At 40.4% G+C, this 17,772-nt stretch carries 5 protein-coding genes; 1 reads left to right on the top strand and 4 read right to left on the bottom strand.

Annotated elements, in window-relative coordinates; all coding sequences use genetic code 11:
• Positions 1-42 precede the first annotated feature (42 nt).
• The 3 genes from WJN01_RS06725 to WJN01_RS06715 all read right to left on the bottom strand — a co-directional run bounded on the left by WJN01_RS06725 (position 43) and on the right by WJN01_RS06715 (position 11,090).
• Positions 43-3,963, bottom strand: coding sequence for an FG-GAP-like repeat-containing protein (locus WJN01_RS06725; RefSeq protein ID WP_445196387.1), 3,921 nt, complete (start codon positions 3,961-3,963; stop codon positions 43-45).
• 147 nt (positions 3,964-4,110) lie between these two features.
• A complete protein-coding gene (locus WJN01_RS06720; RefSeq protein WP_445196386.1) occupies positions 4,111-6,924 on the bottom strand; it encodes an RICIN domain-containing protein in 2,814 nt (937 codons plus the stop codon).
• A gap of 338 nt (positions 6,925-7,262) precedes the next feature.
• Positions 7,263-11,090, bottom strand: a complete 3,828-nt coding sequence (locus tag WJN01_RS06715; RefSeq protein WP_445196385.1) for a LamG-like jellyroll fold domain-containing protein — start codon at positions 11,088-11,090, stop codon at positions 7,263-7,265.
• A gap of 294 nt (positions 11,091-11,384) precedes the next feature.
• Here WJN01_RS06715 and WJN01_RS06710 point away from each other — a divergent pair, with 294 nt between their 5' ends.
• Entirely contained in the window at positions 11,385-14,981 is a 3,597-nt protein-coding gene (locus tag WJN01_RS06710) for a family 43 glycosylhydrolase (protein WP_445196384.1), read from the top strand.
• A gap of 81 nt (positions 14,982-15,062) precedes the next feature.
• Here the strand turns inward: WJN01_RS06710 and WJN01_RS06705 are convergent, their stop codons facing one another.
• Positions 15,063-17,480, bottom strand: coding sequence for a glycoside hydrolase family 31 protein (locus tag WJN01_RS06705; protein ID WP_445196383.1), 2,418 nt, complete (start codon positions 17,478-17,480; stop codon positions 15,063-15,065).
• Between the last annotated feature and the right edge of the window lie 292 nt (positions 17,481-17,772).

Genomic DNA, 17,772 nt, shown 5'->3' with positions numbered 1-17,772 from the left:
AATATTTTATTTAAACTTTAGTTGGTTACTCATTAATTTTAATTATTCCCTAACAACAACAATCTTTCTGGACCGATCGTTGACCTTCAGCACGTAAATACCCGTTGCCAATGACCTTGACAATGTTATCCTTAACACACCAGTGGCCTCATCGTACTCCCTATTAGGCACTTCCAGAAGCCTGCCATTTATGTCAAACAGGTAGACCAAATCATCCAAGGCCGTACCCGTAATGTACACCTGCATTGTGGTGACCGACACAGGGTTCGGGTAAACCCTCATGTCCATTACGGATATTGGCGTTGTGCCGTCCGTGAAACCCTCAAAATACCTTGCCCCGAACTCAAAGGCCTCTTTTCCTATCTTTTCACCTATTATCCGTCCATTGATATCATCCGCAGGTGGGTGTATCCCACCCCAGATACGCGACAGACTACATTGGTCTGACGCATCCCTGTAGGTCGCCCACTGCAGGGTAACGTCCACCGAGGGCCCTTCCTCGAACACCAAAAATTCGTTCTTCTTGGCAAAGAACTCGCCCATACCGCCAGGAAAATACGCATCGCCCGTTAGTAGGGTCAACACCTCGGCCGCCGCCCTTGAATAGGTGGAATGCCCTGAAACATAGCCTGCAAATGGAGGTGTAACAAATGTGGGGCGCTGATAAGGCCACCAGTTCTCCGCCAATATCCAGCCCACGCCCGCTTCGTCAACCGCTGGGTCATCTATATAATCGTGCCCCTTCCAAGAGTAAAGCTTTATCTTGCCAATGTTCTCATTACTCTTGCCGCCTAATGGGTCGCCCTCCTCAACAAGCTCGACCAAGCCCGGTATTAAGTGGATTCCGAGTGTATTATAGTTTGGCTTCGAAGCATCCGTACACTGCCCCTTAGCGCACATGTAGCGTATGGCCGATATGGGACGTATGTAATCGTAAAACCCCTTAACGCCCCAGGAAGCTATGGCAGAATCGTGCATAGCGCCTCCCAAGATGAAATAGGCCTTGATATCCCATTCTAAATCAAATAGGATGTTTCCCTGACCATTGAACCTTTTCTTCAAAAGCTCATGGTCGTTGATATAGTTCAGTATGGTAAACCAGTGTCCCGGTGGCGTCTCGGAGTCAGGGCCGTCCGCCCAGAACTCAGCAAGAACACGCGTATAGTCTCCCCTGGGAACAATCTGTTCTTGGTAGGGTTGTTTCGTCACTGGGTTCATCGTGTACCCCGCGCCTATGTCACCACCCTCGGCCTCTTTGTAAAAATCTTTATAATCAGAAAATTTCTGTGGAAATTGGTTCGATGAAATATTCCCTATGGATTTTGGTGATATATCCCACTTAACACCGTCGTAAGGGTCCAAGTGCGAGCTCCAGCGTGAGACCATCGTAAAAGTCCATTTATAGTCCTGTGAGGTCACAGATGGTGGCGCACCGGGATCGTGGTACACCCTATAGTCATGACCGTCTCGTATATGGGTAGTCTTTTCCCCTTCCACTAATGAGAACGGTTGAACATTGCCCCACTCTGGGCTCAAAAAATCTGGGGTAACGCCCCCTATCACGTTACCGCTCTGGTCTATAAAGGTATTGAAGCTGAGCGGCTGCCACCTTTCAGGGTCTATCGATTCCATTTGCGACTGGTCCGGCTGTGAAAGGTTCAAAGGCTCGTTAACAGGCTCGTAAAAAATGTTCGCGTACTCGTTCTGCTCATTGGAGCCATCTTGCAAGCCGTATTCTATGACTTGACTCGCTATATAGTTGCCCAATGCGATTGAGCTGCCGGTGCCGTAATCCTCATCCTTTATTGATATATCGTAACCTAGGCCCTCCATGACCGCATCCAGTATGGCCTGCGAAAGGGTTGGGTTGGGAGAATGCTTAAAACGTTCTGTCAATAGTCTGTAAGCCGAATAGCTTATGGTTTTGTCTCTAGCTTCTATAATTGGTTCGATGGTAGAAAAACCATCAAAGTTGCTTTTGAAGCCTTGAACCTGATTCCCTATCAAATAAGGAGATGCCTTTTCGTCATAGATGGCCCAAGCATCGTACATGGCAACACCCGTGTGGAATAGGTTTCTAGCATGAACAGTGGGACGCGCGTAGTCTTTTCTAATCAAGCTAAGTAGCGTTTCGTTCCACAAACGCGCAACGGAATGCCCATCCAGATTTACCGTACCTCCATCTAGTAACGATACCACTAATGCAATAATCTCACTAGAACAGATTTTATTCGTAACCGATAAAGTTATCCTACCTTCATTTTCAGTTCCCCAGTTTACAGTAATGCTATTTGGTTGACGTTCCAAAATCTCACCGCCCGTGACCTGCCAATTCAAGACAGAATTATCATCCAATGAATAAGAGTAGGTTTCAACGCTGTTCTTCTGTGCCTCTTTCTTGCCTTCGATTTTACCCGTTTCCGGATAAACACAAGCGTCCGTCCCAATTACAGCATTGGGATTGTAAGTACAGGAGCTAGGGTCCATACAGCCATAGAGTTTTACACTGGGCTGAACGTCCAAAACCTGATAGCCCTGACCTTCCTTTGCTAAAATAGTGGTGTTGGCTGAAATGTTCGTGTAAGTTTCGCTTAATCCAGAGGGCCACGTAATTTTAAACTCCGACACTACATTATCTGCCCCAAGTCCAAAATGCACAGGCACCAAATTCTGGGACAAAAAGCCCTTTCCAGAATAATACCTGTGCAACGAACCGCTTGACGTCTTTACTGAAAGTGTCGAGCCAATCGCGTCCCGGTTAGAGATCGTTCCCTCCAATTTAATCTTGAACCAGTTTATGTTATCTGATTCCCTAGATTGGTCCGTAATATCGTTTTCATAAAAGTAAGAAGGTCTATCATTGTTGCTGACGTAGATGTCCAAGTCTCCGTCATTATCAAAGTCAAAAACTCCAGCCCCAACGCTTATTGTTTCTTCTCCTAACCCTATGGTACTTGAACGGTTAACAAAACTAATCTGGTTAGTAGAAGAGAGATTCTCAAAATATTCATTTTTCTCTACTCGTACTTTGAATCCATTAACCACAAACAAATCTTCATCCCGGTCAAGATCAAAATCATGAAAAGCCACGTCCCACGACCAACCTGTTCTTTCAACTTGAAGTGTTGGGGCCAAATTTTGAAACGTATAATCACCATTATTGGTAAACAAAGCATTTCGTTCAATCGCGGTGATATATAAATCAAAAAAACCATCATTATTGTAATCCCCTATAGCCATTCCCATATCGTCGGCAGAATGGAGCAGTCCATAAGTATTGGCTTGTTCTACAAAACCTGTACCTTCTTGATTGATAAATAAATCACTTGTTTGGCTACTTCCATCATTGGCAACATATAGATCTAACCAGCCATCACCATTAAAATCAAAAGGAATGCTTTGATAGGAAAGCTTACTCAATGGGCCATCAAAAATATTGCTGACATCCGAAAAAGTGCCATCGCCATTGTTCTTATAAAGTCGGTTACCTTCGCAATCACTGTCCCAATCAGAGATATAAATATCAAGAAATCCGTCTTTGTTGAAATCAAACCAAGTTGCATCAGTATTGATACAATCATTGTATTTTTTAAAACCAGCTTCAATGGTAACTTCCTTGAAACTGCCATTGGATTCATTATGGAACAGTTGCATTTTGTTGGTATGTGTCATGAACAAATCTGGGTAGCCATCATTATCATAATCTCCCCAAAAGGCACCAAATTTAAACCCCGTTAAGGCCACAGATTCTTCCCCAGTCTCTCCAACAGGAAAAAGATTAACAAGCCCAGAAACTTCCGTTACATCAGTAAAAGTCCCATCATTGTTATTACTGAACAATTTGCTATGGCTAATGGTAAAACCTTCCAAATCTTGAGCCTTGGCCACAACAAACATGTCTAAATCGCCATCCAAATCAAAATCGGCGATTGCAACACCATTGTTTTCTTCTAACGTAGACAATCCTGCATAAGTTTCAATGTGATGAAATGATTGCGCATATAACCTATTATAGGAAAATAGAGTAACCAGCAATGCAAAAAGGAAATAAATAAATTTCCTTTTTGCAAAACCAATTATAAACTGATATTTAACCTTATTTTTCAAGTGCTATTTAACCACAAACCTTTTAACCGTAGAGCTTGTTCCATTGTCCAGCTTAAGTAGATACATGCCGGCCGGTAAGTCAGAAATATCCAATGTTGTTTTGTTCTCGTTTATTTGCTTAGTTGATAATGTTCTGCCATGGATGTCATAAATACTAACGCTCAATCGGCCATTTGCAACTGCCGCCCCTAAATCCAAATGCAGCTCATCCTTGGCTGGGACTGGATATAAACTTAGACTTTCCAGAGCACCTGCGTCTTCAACGGACAGCGTTCCATCATTAAATAAGGATGAAATTTCAGACGGAGACAAAGGATAATTGTAAATATGGAAATCTTCTACCCGGGCGTTCAGCAAAGGGTCTGTTGCCCATTGGCTGCGTCCAATATAGTTCATCATGGGCTTAAATTCCCCTGGGCCAACCTTCATGTTTATATCTTCGGCCACCAATACATTGTCCAAATACATTTTGGTCCCTTCAGTTTGGCTTATGGTTATGGCCACATGGCGCCACTGCCCAGTTGGAAAGCTGCTTACCTGCAATGATTGCTCTACGCCCCCGCTCTTCTTTATGCCAAAATGTAACTGCCCTGTTGACGATCGCGGGCTCAAGAACATGTACTCATCCGAACCATTGCCAAAGTCAAAAAGGCGCTGCCATCCCACGTTACCAGCCCTATATACCCAACATGCGATAGTGATTTCCTGGTGGTTGGCAATATCTTCGGGAAGCTGTACAAAATTCAACCCATTTAGGGACAGCGCTTGAGAGCTATATTGCCCTGCAACATAGCTCGGTAGTGTGTAAGGCGCACCATGGTACAGGTTTTCCGAACTGTCTGATGTTGAGTCATCATCAAATGTGTAATGGGCAACCAGGGCATCGCCTGCTGTAGCAGTTGTTGAAACTTCACTGGAATATCCAGAACGGTTCAATGAACGGTCTACGGCCTTGATTTTATAGAAATATTCAACTCCGGGAGTAACGGTGTTATCTACAAATTCTGTAACCGTTACATTTCGTGCAATGGTGTTATATGCACCACCAGACGATTCTGCCCGGAAAATGGTATATCCATCCAAATCTATTTCGGTATTTGCATCCCAAGAAAGCCTTATGGACAATTTTTGTGCCGTTGCCACCAAACCAGCTGGATTACTTGGCGCGTCAAATTCTATATCAGCATCTACAGGCAGCAAACGCCACTGTTGGTTATTTTGAAAATTTTGTGTCCATTGCGCAACATTTGCATTATCGGCAGTAGATGCACCCATTACATCAATACATAATGCACTCTCCCTACTTCGGATATAGAACCAACCATCCCCGGCATATTCCAAATACCATTGTTGGTTGCCCCCATTGGCCGAAGTCCAAAGATGGATGTTTGCTCCATTGTCCAAAGAAAAATTATTCACGTCCAATGACCTTGCTGGATCAGAAACCGGCTGGATACGGTAATAGCTAAAATCTCCCCCAATATCTATAGGTACAGGGTTTACCTTAAATTGTTGGGTAGTTGTACCTGTGTAAGTAGATTGATAAACATTGGTTCCATCATTTTGACCGGCCCCTACGGTCAATACCTTACTACTATTTCTGTTGACCAACATGTACTCACCGTCTACTGGTGGTTGTATGTCTTCTCCCCAGGTAATATTTACAACACGTTCCGCATTTCGTTGAAGCACTGTTTGATAGGCCCCATTGGGATCGGCCGGCAATTCAATTACATACTCGCGTTGTGGACCGTGGCCATCGTAATAAACCATTCTATCCTTTGAAAGGAACGCATAATTGGTCGGTCTGGCTTGGCGTTCTGATACACCACCAAAAGCTTGCACCTTACCATTCGGGTGCCTGTAAACAGAGGCCGCCGTCCAGTTTGGCCTATGTTCTGCGTATGCCAATCGCTGTCCATCACTGGCCTTGCAGAACTCACCACGGGCATATTCGGCAGTGCCCCACCAAATACCAGTCTGCAAACCGTATTCTACACCTACCATAGCCTCCATAACGTTGTGGAGCTCATCATTGGTTGCATGGTCGCCATTAGCACTTACGGCCTGATAAAAAGCGGCATAATTATCAAAATTCCCTGCCAATTGGTGCGTATTGCCCTCTTCAAGCCCAGCAGGTTTTAAAAAATTATACCAATCCAAGGCTACATCATTATTTAAGGTGTTACCACCTGAAACGCGAATAGTGTTTTCCGAAGTAAAAAAAGGCCTGGTCTTTAATTCCTCGCAGATATTATAAAAATCATTAATGGTACCTTGACCCGTAGCAGAATAATCTGGTTCATTAAAAGGGGAAACTGTTACAACAGTAAGACCTGCATCCATGTGCATTTGGGCCGTTATCTGAATCAAATCCGACCAATTAGTGGCATTACCCACAAAGGAAGGGTCTACGCTCGGGTGGTCACTATTAAGCACAATACCAGGTTGCGTTCCTAACCTGTTCTTTATTATGTTTATTCTCAAGTTGGTATTTGTTAGGGCTATGCCTTGAAGTGCTCCATTATTCAATGGATTAGTGGGCATAAAGGAAGACCTAACAACATCAACATCACCCATAAAAGCAATACCCCTACGCAAATTATGCTCTGAAAGCCATGCCAAATCCAATCCCCATATAATTGGTTTAGACACTCCTGTATCTGTAAGATCGAACGGTACAGCTCTATCTGCACGAGGTTGCGCTTTAAGATTATCACTCGTACTTGCCTGCGCCTGAATTGAGTTGGAGTTTATGCCAATAATTGATAAAACACTAAAGGCCAAAATAAATTTGATAGTAATTTTTCTTAACATCGTTTTTAAGTTTATTAGTTGGTAAAAACCGCTCAGCTATTCCATTTTTTAGAGAAGGATTTTACAATAAGGAATACGTGGTGTTCCTTATCACAAAAATACCTATTGTCATACTTTTAATAAGGGGGCGAATTGTTAATAAATGGGACACATAATGTCCAATATGTAAGATATCCTCATTTTTGGGTCAAAATCATTAATAACCCTCTTATCAAATATACAGAATATTACGAAAATCTTCAAGCTAGTGATTGCGAGATAATCCTAAAACAAAAGCCAGCTTGATATGCATTGTATGAAGCTGGCTTTTCTGTTTTTATTTGCTTTTAAACCAAATATTACCTCACCAAAAGTTTTTGTGTTTTTTGACCTTCAGCAGTTTTAATAGTTGCTATCCATAAACCAGTATTAAATTCAAAATCAGTATCGATATTGGTCTTTAATGTTTTAACCAAAGCACCCGTAATACTGTAAATGTTCACTTCGGTTGTCGAGGTTACATTGGATACGTAAACACGGTTGCCAATGGCTCTTAAATCCGTTAAAACAGGAGCAAAATTATCATCTACGCCAAGAATGGTATCTGTCCTGTACAATTCAAAGTCATCAATCCAAACCTCCGTAGCGGTTGGGCCACCATCACATCCGTTGAAGGACAGCCAACTTGCCGATGGACTTGAACCCGTAGAAAATGAATAATCAATCAGTTGCCATTCCCCTCCGGTATCAAAGGTTTCAACAACCGTTGGGTCGACATTGTTTGCAATAAACCCGATGCTTCCACCAATGGTCTTTACATACACATGCAAACGGTAGGTGGCATTAGGTGCCCAGTCTACTGGATTGATGTCAAGTGCCGCATTGCACCCCCCCAAGGTTGTCACTTTAATGTAATCGCCACAATGCGCATCTATATTATCAGTAACTACTTGCCTAATACCGCCATTATTGGCCCATCCTTGATAAGCAGACAAATCGTCGCATGCTCTATTCGGTGCTAAATTTTGTTCTCCTGAGTAAAGATGTACAAAACCGCAATCCTCATTGTTTTCATTTGCTACAACATCTGCTACTCTATACAATTCATAGTTGTCAATAAGAATTGCCGTGGCCGTTTCAGACTCACAACTATTAATGAAGATCAGTCCCGTTCCGGCATTTGCGCCCGTATTAAACGTATAATCCACTATGTCCCAAGTTGGGTTGTCAAAAACAAAGGCCGCCGCACCATCGGTGCCCGAAAACCCCACCTTAGCTGTTCCACCAACAGTTTTAGCTGCAAATCTTACACGATAAGTACTATTAGGAACCCAGTTTACAGGTAGGTCTAGAGAAGTGCCACATTTACCATTTAATCTCATGGCATTTGGCCCACAATAAGTATCTGCTGTTTCTAAAACTTGGTTTCCAGCGCCCCAACCTTGGTAGGAATTAAAAGCATCCATTTCTGGGTCTGGAGTTAAATTTGTTTTATCGGTATATAATGGCGTGAAAGGACATTCCCCAGGAACACTTATATCTTCGCCAAACAGACTCGTAATTTCCGATGCATCTAAAGCACGATTATAAATTCTAAACTCATCAATGGCTCCATCCAAAAGTGGATCTGGATATTGAGATTTTCCAATATAATTTTGAGTTGTTATACCCAAACTAAATGGATTAAGGGTGAAATTCTCTTTTCTACCAACCTCAATACCATTTATATACATGATACCTACAGTACCGCTCATGGTTATTGCAATGTGGGTCCAAGTGTTTAATACTGGATTCGTAGAGGAATTAATCTGCTGTTCTGCACCGTTATTTTTCTTAATTGCAAAACGATAGGTGCCATTATTACCATTTTGGGGTGTTAAAAACATATTGGTTGCACTGCCTGTTCCAAAATCAAAAATACGCACCCAATTGGTACTAGTTTTTAATTTGACCCAAGTGGCAATCGTAAAGTCCGTTAAGTCCTTAACAACACCATTTTCTATTTGCATATAAGAATCATCCGTACCTGTTAGATTAATACCACCACCGCCTTTACCTGCAGCAGATCCGACTGAAGGAAACAAGGTTCCATTGTACACACCCCACTGGTCATATGGACTTGCCCCAAAAACACCATTAAAATCGTAATACAAATGTTGACCTGCATTTGGATTTGAAGTCACCACATCAGAATCGGGTGTTGTTCCCATATCGTTAAATGCCGAAATGGTATAGTAATATGTAGTTCCATTAGCAGCAGATAAATCTGTATACTGGGTGGTCTCAAAACCTGTGGTGCCAATTGAAGTAAAAGGCCCTGACTGCGATTCTGAACGCTTAATATCAAATTGAGAATCCAATTTAAAATCCCATTTTAATTTCACTTGATCATCGCCAGACCCAACCAAAATATTTTGAACAGCTCCGCTTGGTTCTACCAATGCAAAAGTAGTTGCCATGGCTTCTGGTGAAGAAAATCCGCTTTCGACAGAACCAGCATTCACGGGCCAAAGTTTATAGTAATAGGTAGTATTGGGATCCAAATTGGTGTCTTGATAGCTCGTACCGACCACGTTTGCAGCGATCAGCTCGTAGGTACCGCCAGATGTGGTAGCCCTTTTAATATTGTAGGATACCGCATTTTCTACATTGGACCAGCTTAAATCAATTTTTTTGGCTGAAACTGGCACAGCGCCCAACATTGACTTTGCGGAAACGGCTATTTGCGCGGAGGTTGTTTCCGAATTGTCCTTGCCAACCGTCTTTAGGTGGTACAGTGCATAGTTGGGCAGGGCATCAGATGCAGTGAGGACATTGTAATCTGAAGAATCATAAAACGGCGACCAGCTTGTCTCTCCGCTCAACCTTCTTTCAACTATATAGTTGTTGACCAATTCCCCGTTGAGTCCTTCCCATTGCAATATGACGTTCTGAAAGTCCTCTGAAATTTTATAGCTCAAATTCTCTTTGTAAGGTTTCCAAGTGGGTATGTATTCCGTTGATGGATTAAACGCTTTTGCAGAGACCCTATCTCGCAGATATACCCCAACTGGTGTTAAAACCTTAGTATTAACACCACAGCCATCAGACCATGTTGAAATAACTTCGTTGTTTTGGTCTTGTAGCGCAGTCTGTAGCCATTGGTAATTAGCCCAATTTGGATTGTTTGCTTTCCAACAATCGTTAATTATTAGTACCGCCGACCTACAATCTTCAACCGCATTGTAAAATGAATAGCGCTCTACATAAGGTTTGCTTTCCAGAATATTTATGATGTTTGTAATATCAGTCAACTGTTTTTGCACATTGGCATCGGTTGCTAACCTGTTACCATTTGGCCACGCTTCAGTAGTCCAGTTGGCACCGTTGTTCCACTCCGTAATCCAAATAGGTCGTTGAAAAGCATTCCAAACATTATCCAAACGCCAAGACCAATCTTGCTGATTTACAGACCAATAGGAATGTATCGCTATAAAATCTACACGCAAATTATTTGCTTCTGCCTCTGCCATGAATCCCCAAAGACCATTATAGGGGTCTGAATGTGCTGGAGAACCAACACGCAATCCACTCTTCATGTAATATTTCCAATTGTCAATTACAACATCATTAGGAATATTGGCTTGGTCTGGACGATCTGGTTCGTTGTACCCCAAAACATGGGTAACATTCGGCTTACCTTCAATTTCACCAAAACTTGGCCATCCAAGATTCTGTTTAATAGGCACGTATTCTACAGTAGAACTTGTAGCGCCACCAGCAGACCAATCGTACCTCCAAGAAGCGTTAATGGCATCCACTTCGTCAAGAATCCAACCGGCCCATCCTTTTTTGGTCACGTAGTCGTGCAAAGCCATAACCCTAATGTATGAAATGGTTTCGTCTAAATAAACAGATTCTGTTGCCAAGACCGGTATTGCCAAATTGTCATCATCAGCCCTAAAAACCCTACTATACCCCGTACCATCAGAATTGGTAGCAAAGGTAGCCATATAACCTTGTTGCAATGTAAACGACTTTATTGCGTTATCAAAAGCACCTAAATTTGTATAGGTATTGAAGATAGGATAGCTCTGCGAGCTTCCCTGAAGATTTTCTTCTGTATATACTGTTAAAGGTGTTTGGGCTCGTAACTGAAAAGAAAAAAATACGGCAGTTAAAAATAAATAAGTAAAAAAATTTTTCATAGTAATCCTTAGTTTATGTCGTAGTTTTAGTTTAGTGGTATTAGGTTTTTATTTCATCAATTATCTTTAATTTTAAACTTTTTATCCTTAAAGTTTTTTGAGATTAAAAAAAAGTTACATAAGATAATCAAAAAAAATCTGATTACAAAGAAAATTAGCGAGCCCCAAATCAATAGGGTATAGATTAACAAAAATTGGGGGGTAAAACGTCCAAAATCTAAAAACAGGTCTTTTCAATAAATAATATTGTTAATATTGCTTATCTTATAAAATGCCAACTTTAACATAACTATTATGAACCTCTCATTACTTAAGTCCATTAGGGTTGTATTTATTGCTTTTTCTTTTGTTTTTACTTTAATTATGAACGGACAAGCCACTGTTTTGGTGCAGTACGACTTTGACACAGCCCAGGATCTCTCTGGTAATTTTACTGGAACCTTGGAAAATGGCGCAGCACTAATTCCTTATAATGGACATAATGTGCTATCGCTAGGCAACAACGATGGTTATTTTGATTTTGGTTCTAATTTTGGAACCATTGTCTCACAACTCGGAAACTTTAGCATTTCAACCAACTTATATATCTCCAGCACATATGGAATAAGCAACTTTGGCAACTTTGTTTGGACTTTTGCCAATTCTACAGATATGGCGGCCACTGCGAATGGAAATCTTTTCTTTGGCGCTATAAATTCACGCTACGCCATTTCACTAACTCATTGGCAAGGAGAAGAGAATCTTTCCATGAATCAAACTTTACCTCAAGGTCGTTGGATAAACTTAGTTTACACTCAACTTAACGGGACTGGAAAAATTTATATTGACGGTGTTTTAAAAATTCAAGGAACTATTAATATCAACCCACAGAATCTTGGGGCAACAGCATTTAATTTTTTAGGACGTTCATGTTATTCAACCGACAAATATTTAAAAACAGCACAATACGATAATTTTATAATTTATAATGGAGCGTTAAGCCAACAGGAAATTACAACTTTAGCTGAATCTGTAACACCACTGAATGACATCCTAGACGAAATGTTGTTGGCCGGAGCTGCTGATGCACTTAGCATCCCCAATGCAGATGCCATAAAATCAAATTTAATATTGCCAATAAATCTCAATGATGGCATTACAGTTAGCTGGACCTCGTCAAACACAGATGTTTTAACATCCAATGGCGAAGTTAACCGTCCTTCCATTGGCTCAAGCCCTGTGAGCTTAACACTTACAGCTGTTTTGCAACTAAATGGTGCTACACTAGACAAAGTTTTTGATATTACCGTACTTCCATTATATTCAGATACCGAAAGTCTTCAAATGGATTTAGATGCACTGACCCTAACAGGCAATACAGATAACATTAGAGAGTTTATTCATCTACCCATAACAACCGCTGAAGGCTCATTAGTGGTTTGGTCCTCCGATACTCCCGAATATTTAAACCATGTTGGCCAAGTACAGCAACTATCTCCATATGGAAACGGTAAAAAGAGAGTTGTTTTAACCGCTACACTCATCAAAGGAAATGAAAAAGCCAGCAAAAACTTTGAGGTTTGGGTTGCTGAAAAAGAAAATCGTTCAGCATATCTATTTTCCTATTTTACCGGTAATGACACAAATGGTGAGCAAATTCGCTTTGCAGTTAGTAATGATGGTTATAATTATACTCCATTGAACAACGGACAGCCTATAATAAATTCTGATACTATTTCGATAAAAAAAGGTGTTCGCGACCCACATATTCTGAGAAGTGAAGATGGAAATACCTTTTACATGGTGGTTACCGATATGAAATCTTTTGATGGCTGGGATAGCAACCGGGGTATTGTTTTACTTAAATCGAACGATTTGGTAAACTGGACACATGCTACCGTTAATTTTCCAACAAAATGGCCTACTGAATGGGGGAATGTATTGCGCGTTTGGGCACCACAAACCATTTATGATCCAGTTGAAGGCAAGTATATGGTTTACTTTTCCCTTTGGAACAATGATGCGACAGCTCCATATGACAAAATTTATTATTGTTATGCCAATGATGATTTTACCGATTTAATAGGCACTCCCCAACTACTTTTTGACCGGGGAACCTCTACCATTGATGGAGATATTGTTTTTAATGAGGTTGACAATCTATACCATATGTTCTTTAAAAATGAGGCCTTAGGAGGCATAAGTAAAGTAACGGCCTCCTCCCTTACGGCCCCAGTTGGGCAAGAAGGCTCACAATGGAGCGAGCCCTCCCCTCCTGTGCAACAAACTAACAAAGCTGTTGAAGGATCTGGTGTTTTTCGATTGATTGATACCAATAATTGGGTATTAATGTACGATTGCTACACAAGCGGGCATTATCAATATTGCAATACGCCCAACCTTACAGATTTTAGCTTTGTACAAGATAATTATAATATAGGTGCCCGCCATGGTACAACAATTGCGATATCTGGTGAAGAAGCCACAAGATTAGCTACTAAATGGCCCAGTTCTACCCTAACACCTATACCTGAAGGTGCTAGAAACAAGAGAATTAGAAAAAATGGTTTCAATATAAATACAACCAATAATACTGTCCAGCTAGCTGTTAATTATGGAACAGACCTTTCAAATTTTGACCCTGAGTTATTCGCGTCTCCTGGAGCGACCATTGCACCCTCTGGTCCACAAGATTTTAGTAGTGGTTCTGTAAATTACCTATTAACCCAAGGTGGGGCAAGTGTTACGTATTCGGTTTACACTCAAATTGAGTCAAATACTGTTCTTCCCGATTTTCATGCAGATCCCGAAGTATTATATTCTGAAAAAACAGGACGCTTTTATATTTACCCAACAAATGATGGCTATCCTGGATGGGGAGGCTATAATTTTAACGTGTTTTCTTCACCCGATTTAGTGCATTGGACCAATGAAGGCGAAATTTTGGATTTAAGCACCAATCAAGTACCTTGGGCTACTGGTAATGCCTGGGCTCCTGCTATTATAGAAAAAAATATAAATGGCAACTACAAATACTTTTTTTACTTCAGTGGAAATGATGGTATAAAGAAAATTGGTGTAGCCGTTGCAAACGACCCTACAGGACCTTTTATTGATTCTGGTGCTCCTATGATTTCACAATTACCGGTTGGTGCCAATGGCCAGCTTATTGATGGTGATATTTTTGAAGACCCAATTTCTGGGAAAAGTTACTTTTACTACGGAAATGGATTTATGGCTGTTGCCGAACTTAATGATGATATGGTGTCCATCAAGCCCAATACCACATCAGTCATTACACCTTCTGGTGGCAATTTAGGAACCTATGCATATCGTGAAGGCGCTTATGTCTTTTATAGAAATGGATTATACTATTTCCTCTGGTCTGTTGACGATACAGGTTCAGCTAATTACCATGTGGCTTACGGTACCTCAACCTCTCCAACCGGACCAATTAACGTTGCAAGCCAACCCATTGTTATTATTCAAGATCCTGCGAATAAAATTTATGGAACTGGGCACAATTCCATTATACAAATACCCGGAAAAGATGAATGGTACATTGTTTACCATCGCATTAATGCCGATTACCTATATTCAGACCCTGGTACCCACCGAGAAGTGTGCATTGACCAATTAACTTTTAATAATGATGGCTCCATAATTCCAGTAACACCTACGCGACGTGGTATAGACCCTGTAATTTTAGATCATGTTCAGAGCGTCTTGAGCATTACCGATATTGATGAGGATACCAAAAGCCACAAACTTTTAAAACGAGAAATCTATAATTTTTCGGGACAGTTTTTAGGTGTTAACATTAATCGTTTAAAAAACGGGCTTTACATCATTAAAAGCTATTATGAAAATGGTTCAGTCTCTACTAGAAAGATTTACAAACATTCTAACTAAGAGTTAACAATTGGTTACATAATTTCATGTAAAATTAACCTTTACAGATTGCTTTTATCTATGGCTATTAACCACCTCAGATTATTTTTTAAAACTCATTTTCTTTCCTGAATAATTAATCACAAGATCGTATTCTTTAGATAATCCAATACCTGTCCCTTTATTTTCGCTGACAAATTTGACATTAAATTTACGATTGCTTATCATGCCAGGAAAATAACCTTTACGGCTATCAATAGTTAGCATCTTTTTATTGTCGTTCCATTTGAAACTGATGGTTGAATATTTCCCACTTTCATAATTATAGTTGTCGTTTTCATCTTCGTATAAAGTGAATTGTCCATCTGCCCCTTCATAAATCCTAATTTCCAGGGTGTCCCAACTTTTTTCTGTTGCAAACTGAACCTCTGGACCCCAAGGCAAAATCGACCCCTCTTTTACATATATTGGAATAATATCGAGTGGCACTTCCTTTTTTACATTTTGCCCTCCGTTAAATTTCTCACCAGTCCAGAAATCAAACCAATCGCTACCTTCTGGTAGATAGACTTCCTTAGCTTTTACCACGCTGAAATCTTCAACCATTCCCATGTTCTTATCCTCAGACTTGTTTTTCCAGTACATAGCTTCTGTAACTGGATTTATTAATAATGACGGACCAAACATAAACTCGTCGTCTATATCTAGTGCGTTTTTATCAGAAGCAAAGTCCATCATCAAGGCACGCATCATACTGGAATGGTTGGTTGTTACATCCCATGAAGTAGAATAAATATAAGGGAGTAGACTATAGCGAAGATTGATATATTTCTCAATTGCATCATATGTTGGGTTTCCTTTTTCCCCAAACTGATAAATTTCACGGGGATACCCTTCTCCATGCGAACGCATCATTGGGCAAAATGTCCCAAACTCAATCCAACGAACGTGCAATTCACGATAATCTGGGTTATTAAGTGGGTTATTAAAATCCCACAAAAAGAATCCACCTATATCACTATTCCAATAAGGCAATCCACTTAACGATACGTTCAATCCAGCAGATATCTGATTGCGCAAGGCTTCCCACGAAGCCACTACATCTCCCGACCATAAATTGGCTCCATAGCGTTGTTGGCCAGCAAAAGCGGAGCGCGTAAGAATGAACAATCGCTTATCTTTTGTTTCTGCCAACTGATGTTCTGCAACACCACCAACCGTCATGAGTGGGAATGCATTCCGTACTTTTCTAAAAGAACCTAGATATGTTTCTGTGTCGAAATCCTCAGGCTGCGGATTCAAATGGTCGGGCTCAGAAGAATCAATCCACCAACCATCAATACCCAATGAAAAAAGCCCTTTATCTAGGTATTTCCAATAAATATTTCGTGCTTTTGGGTTATAAGCGTCGTACACCCTAACTCCAGAGGGATAATCCATACGTGGTGGCCATGCCTCATATCCCGATGATGGCCATGTTTCGAAACTAAATAGGGCATTGATACTATCGAGCTCCTTATATTGCTTGGTCATTGGTCCAAACGAATTCCAGATAGATATAATCATATGGGCATTTAACTCGTGTACATCGTTCACCATCTTTTGGGGTTGTTGAAAACCAGGATTCACAAAATCCATTGCATTCCACTGATAATTATTGCCCCAGTATTGCCAATCCTGTATAATACCATCTAAAGGAACACCCAGTTCTCTGAATTTTTTCACGACGCCAACCAACTCATCCTGACTTTTATAACGCTCTCTACTTTGCCAAAAACCAAATGTCCACAATGGATACATGGGTGCTTGCCCTGTAAGGTTACGCATGCAGGTAATTACATCATCGGCATTCCCGCCGGCCATAAAATAATAATCGATACCATCACCCACATCTGATTTAAAATAAGTGTTGCTAGGAGTATCTTTGAATGTAGTTGGTGAGTAATTATCCCAAAATACACCATAACCTTTATTCGATATAAAGAATGGAATATAGTCTTCGGTATTTCCTTGTATCATAGTTAATTCAACACCACGTTTAGACATCAGTCCTTCCTGTTGCTGTCCCAAACCATAAATAAATTCTTCTGGATCAAGTACAAATGATTGGGTAATCGAATACGTTTTAGAACCAGCATCAACAAAATCAACAAACGAAGCACCGTTTTCATTCTCACTTAAAAGCGTTTTTCCTTTGTTTTTAAAAGAAATCTGGCCATTTATAAGGTTAAGGTATACTTTCACCTCTCTGCTGTCCAGCATCAGTAAATCATCTTGTTGCTGAACACTAAATTTAACTTTCTCTGGAGATTGAATGACTGATAGACTTTCTTTTGAAAACACTTTGCCTTCTGGATACTTAACCACCCTAATGGTTGAGGGGCCATAAAATTCCAGTTCAACCATAATAGTATTAACCTTGGTTTTTATGCCTGATACCGTTCTTTCGTAAGTTTGAGCTCTGCCTGCCAAACATATAAATAGCAATGTTATGCTTAAACTAACTTGTAAATACTTCATTGTAATATTTGTTTAATGTTATTATTTATTTTGTGTTATTTTATGTAATCCTGCATCAATATACCTCAAAATGTTTGTCAGGTTTTGCTTAGTTTAAATTTATTCTATTCTAATAAAAACCCGATAAATTTTTAATGGCATTTACTTTTATTGGCCGTTCTAATAATTCAACTTTCTCCAGCCCAAAACATGGTACTAAATATTCTAAAACTGAACCAATGAAATCCATTTTAATCCTATGTTTATAAATAATTTTAACACAGGTCAATATTATTTAGTTTGGTTTGAAATC

It is taken from the genome of Tamlana sedimenti (genome assembly GCF_038148895.1).
Classification (GTDB): Bacteria; Bacteroidota; Bacteroidia; order Flavobacteriales; family Flavobacteriaceae; genus Tamlana.
This window is presented reverse-complemented; position numbering and strand designations above follow the sequence as displayed.

Bases quoted from the DNA above. Each gene is read 5' to 3' on its own strand.
- WJN01_RS06710 (WP_445196384.1), top strand. From the start codon at position 11,385: ATGAACCTCTCATTACTTAAGTCCATTAGGGTTGTATTTATTGCTTTT.
- WJN01_RS06720 (WP_445196386.1), bottom strand. From the start codon at position 6,924: ATGTTAAGAAAAATTACTATCAAATTTATTTTGGCCTTTAGTGTTTTA.
- WJN01_RS06715 (WP_445196385.1), bottom strand. From the start codon at position 11,090: ATGAAAAATTTTTTTACTTATTTATTTTTAACTGCCGTATTTTTTTCT.
- WJN01_RS06705 (WP_445196383.1), bottom strand. From the start codon at position 17,480: ATGAAGTATTTACAAGTTAGTTTAAGCATAACATTGCTATTTATATGT.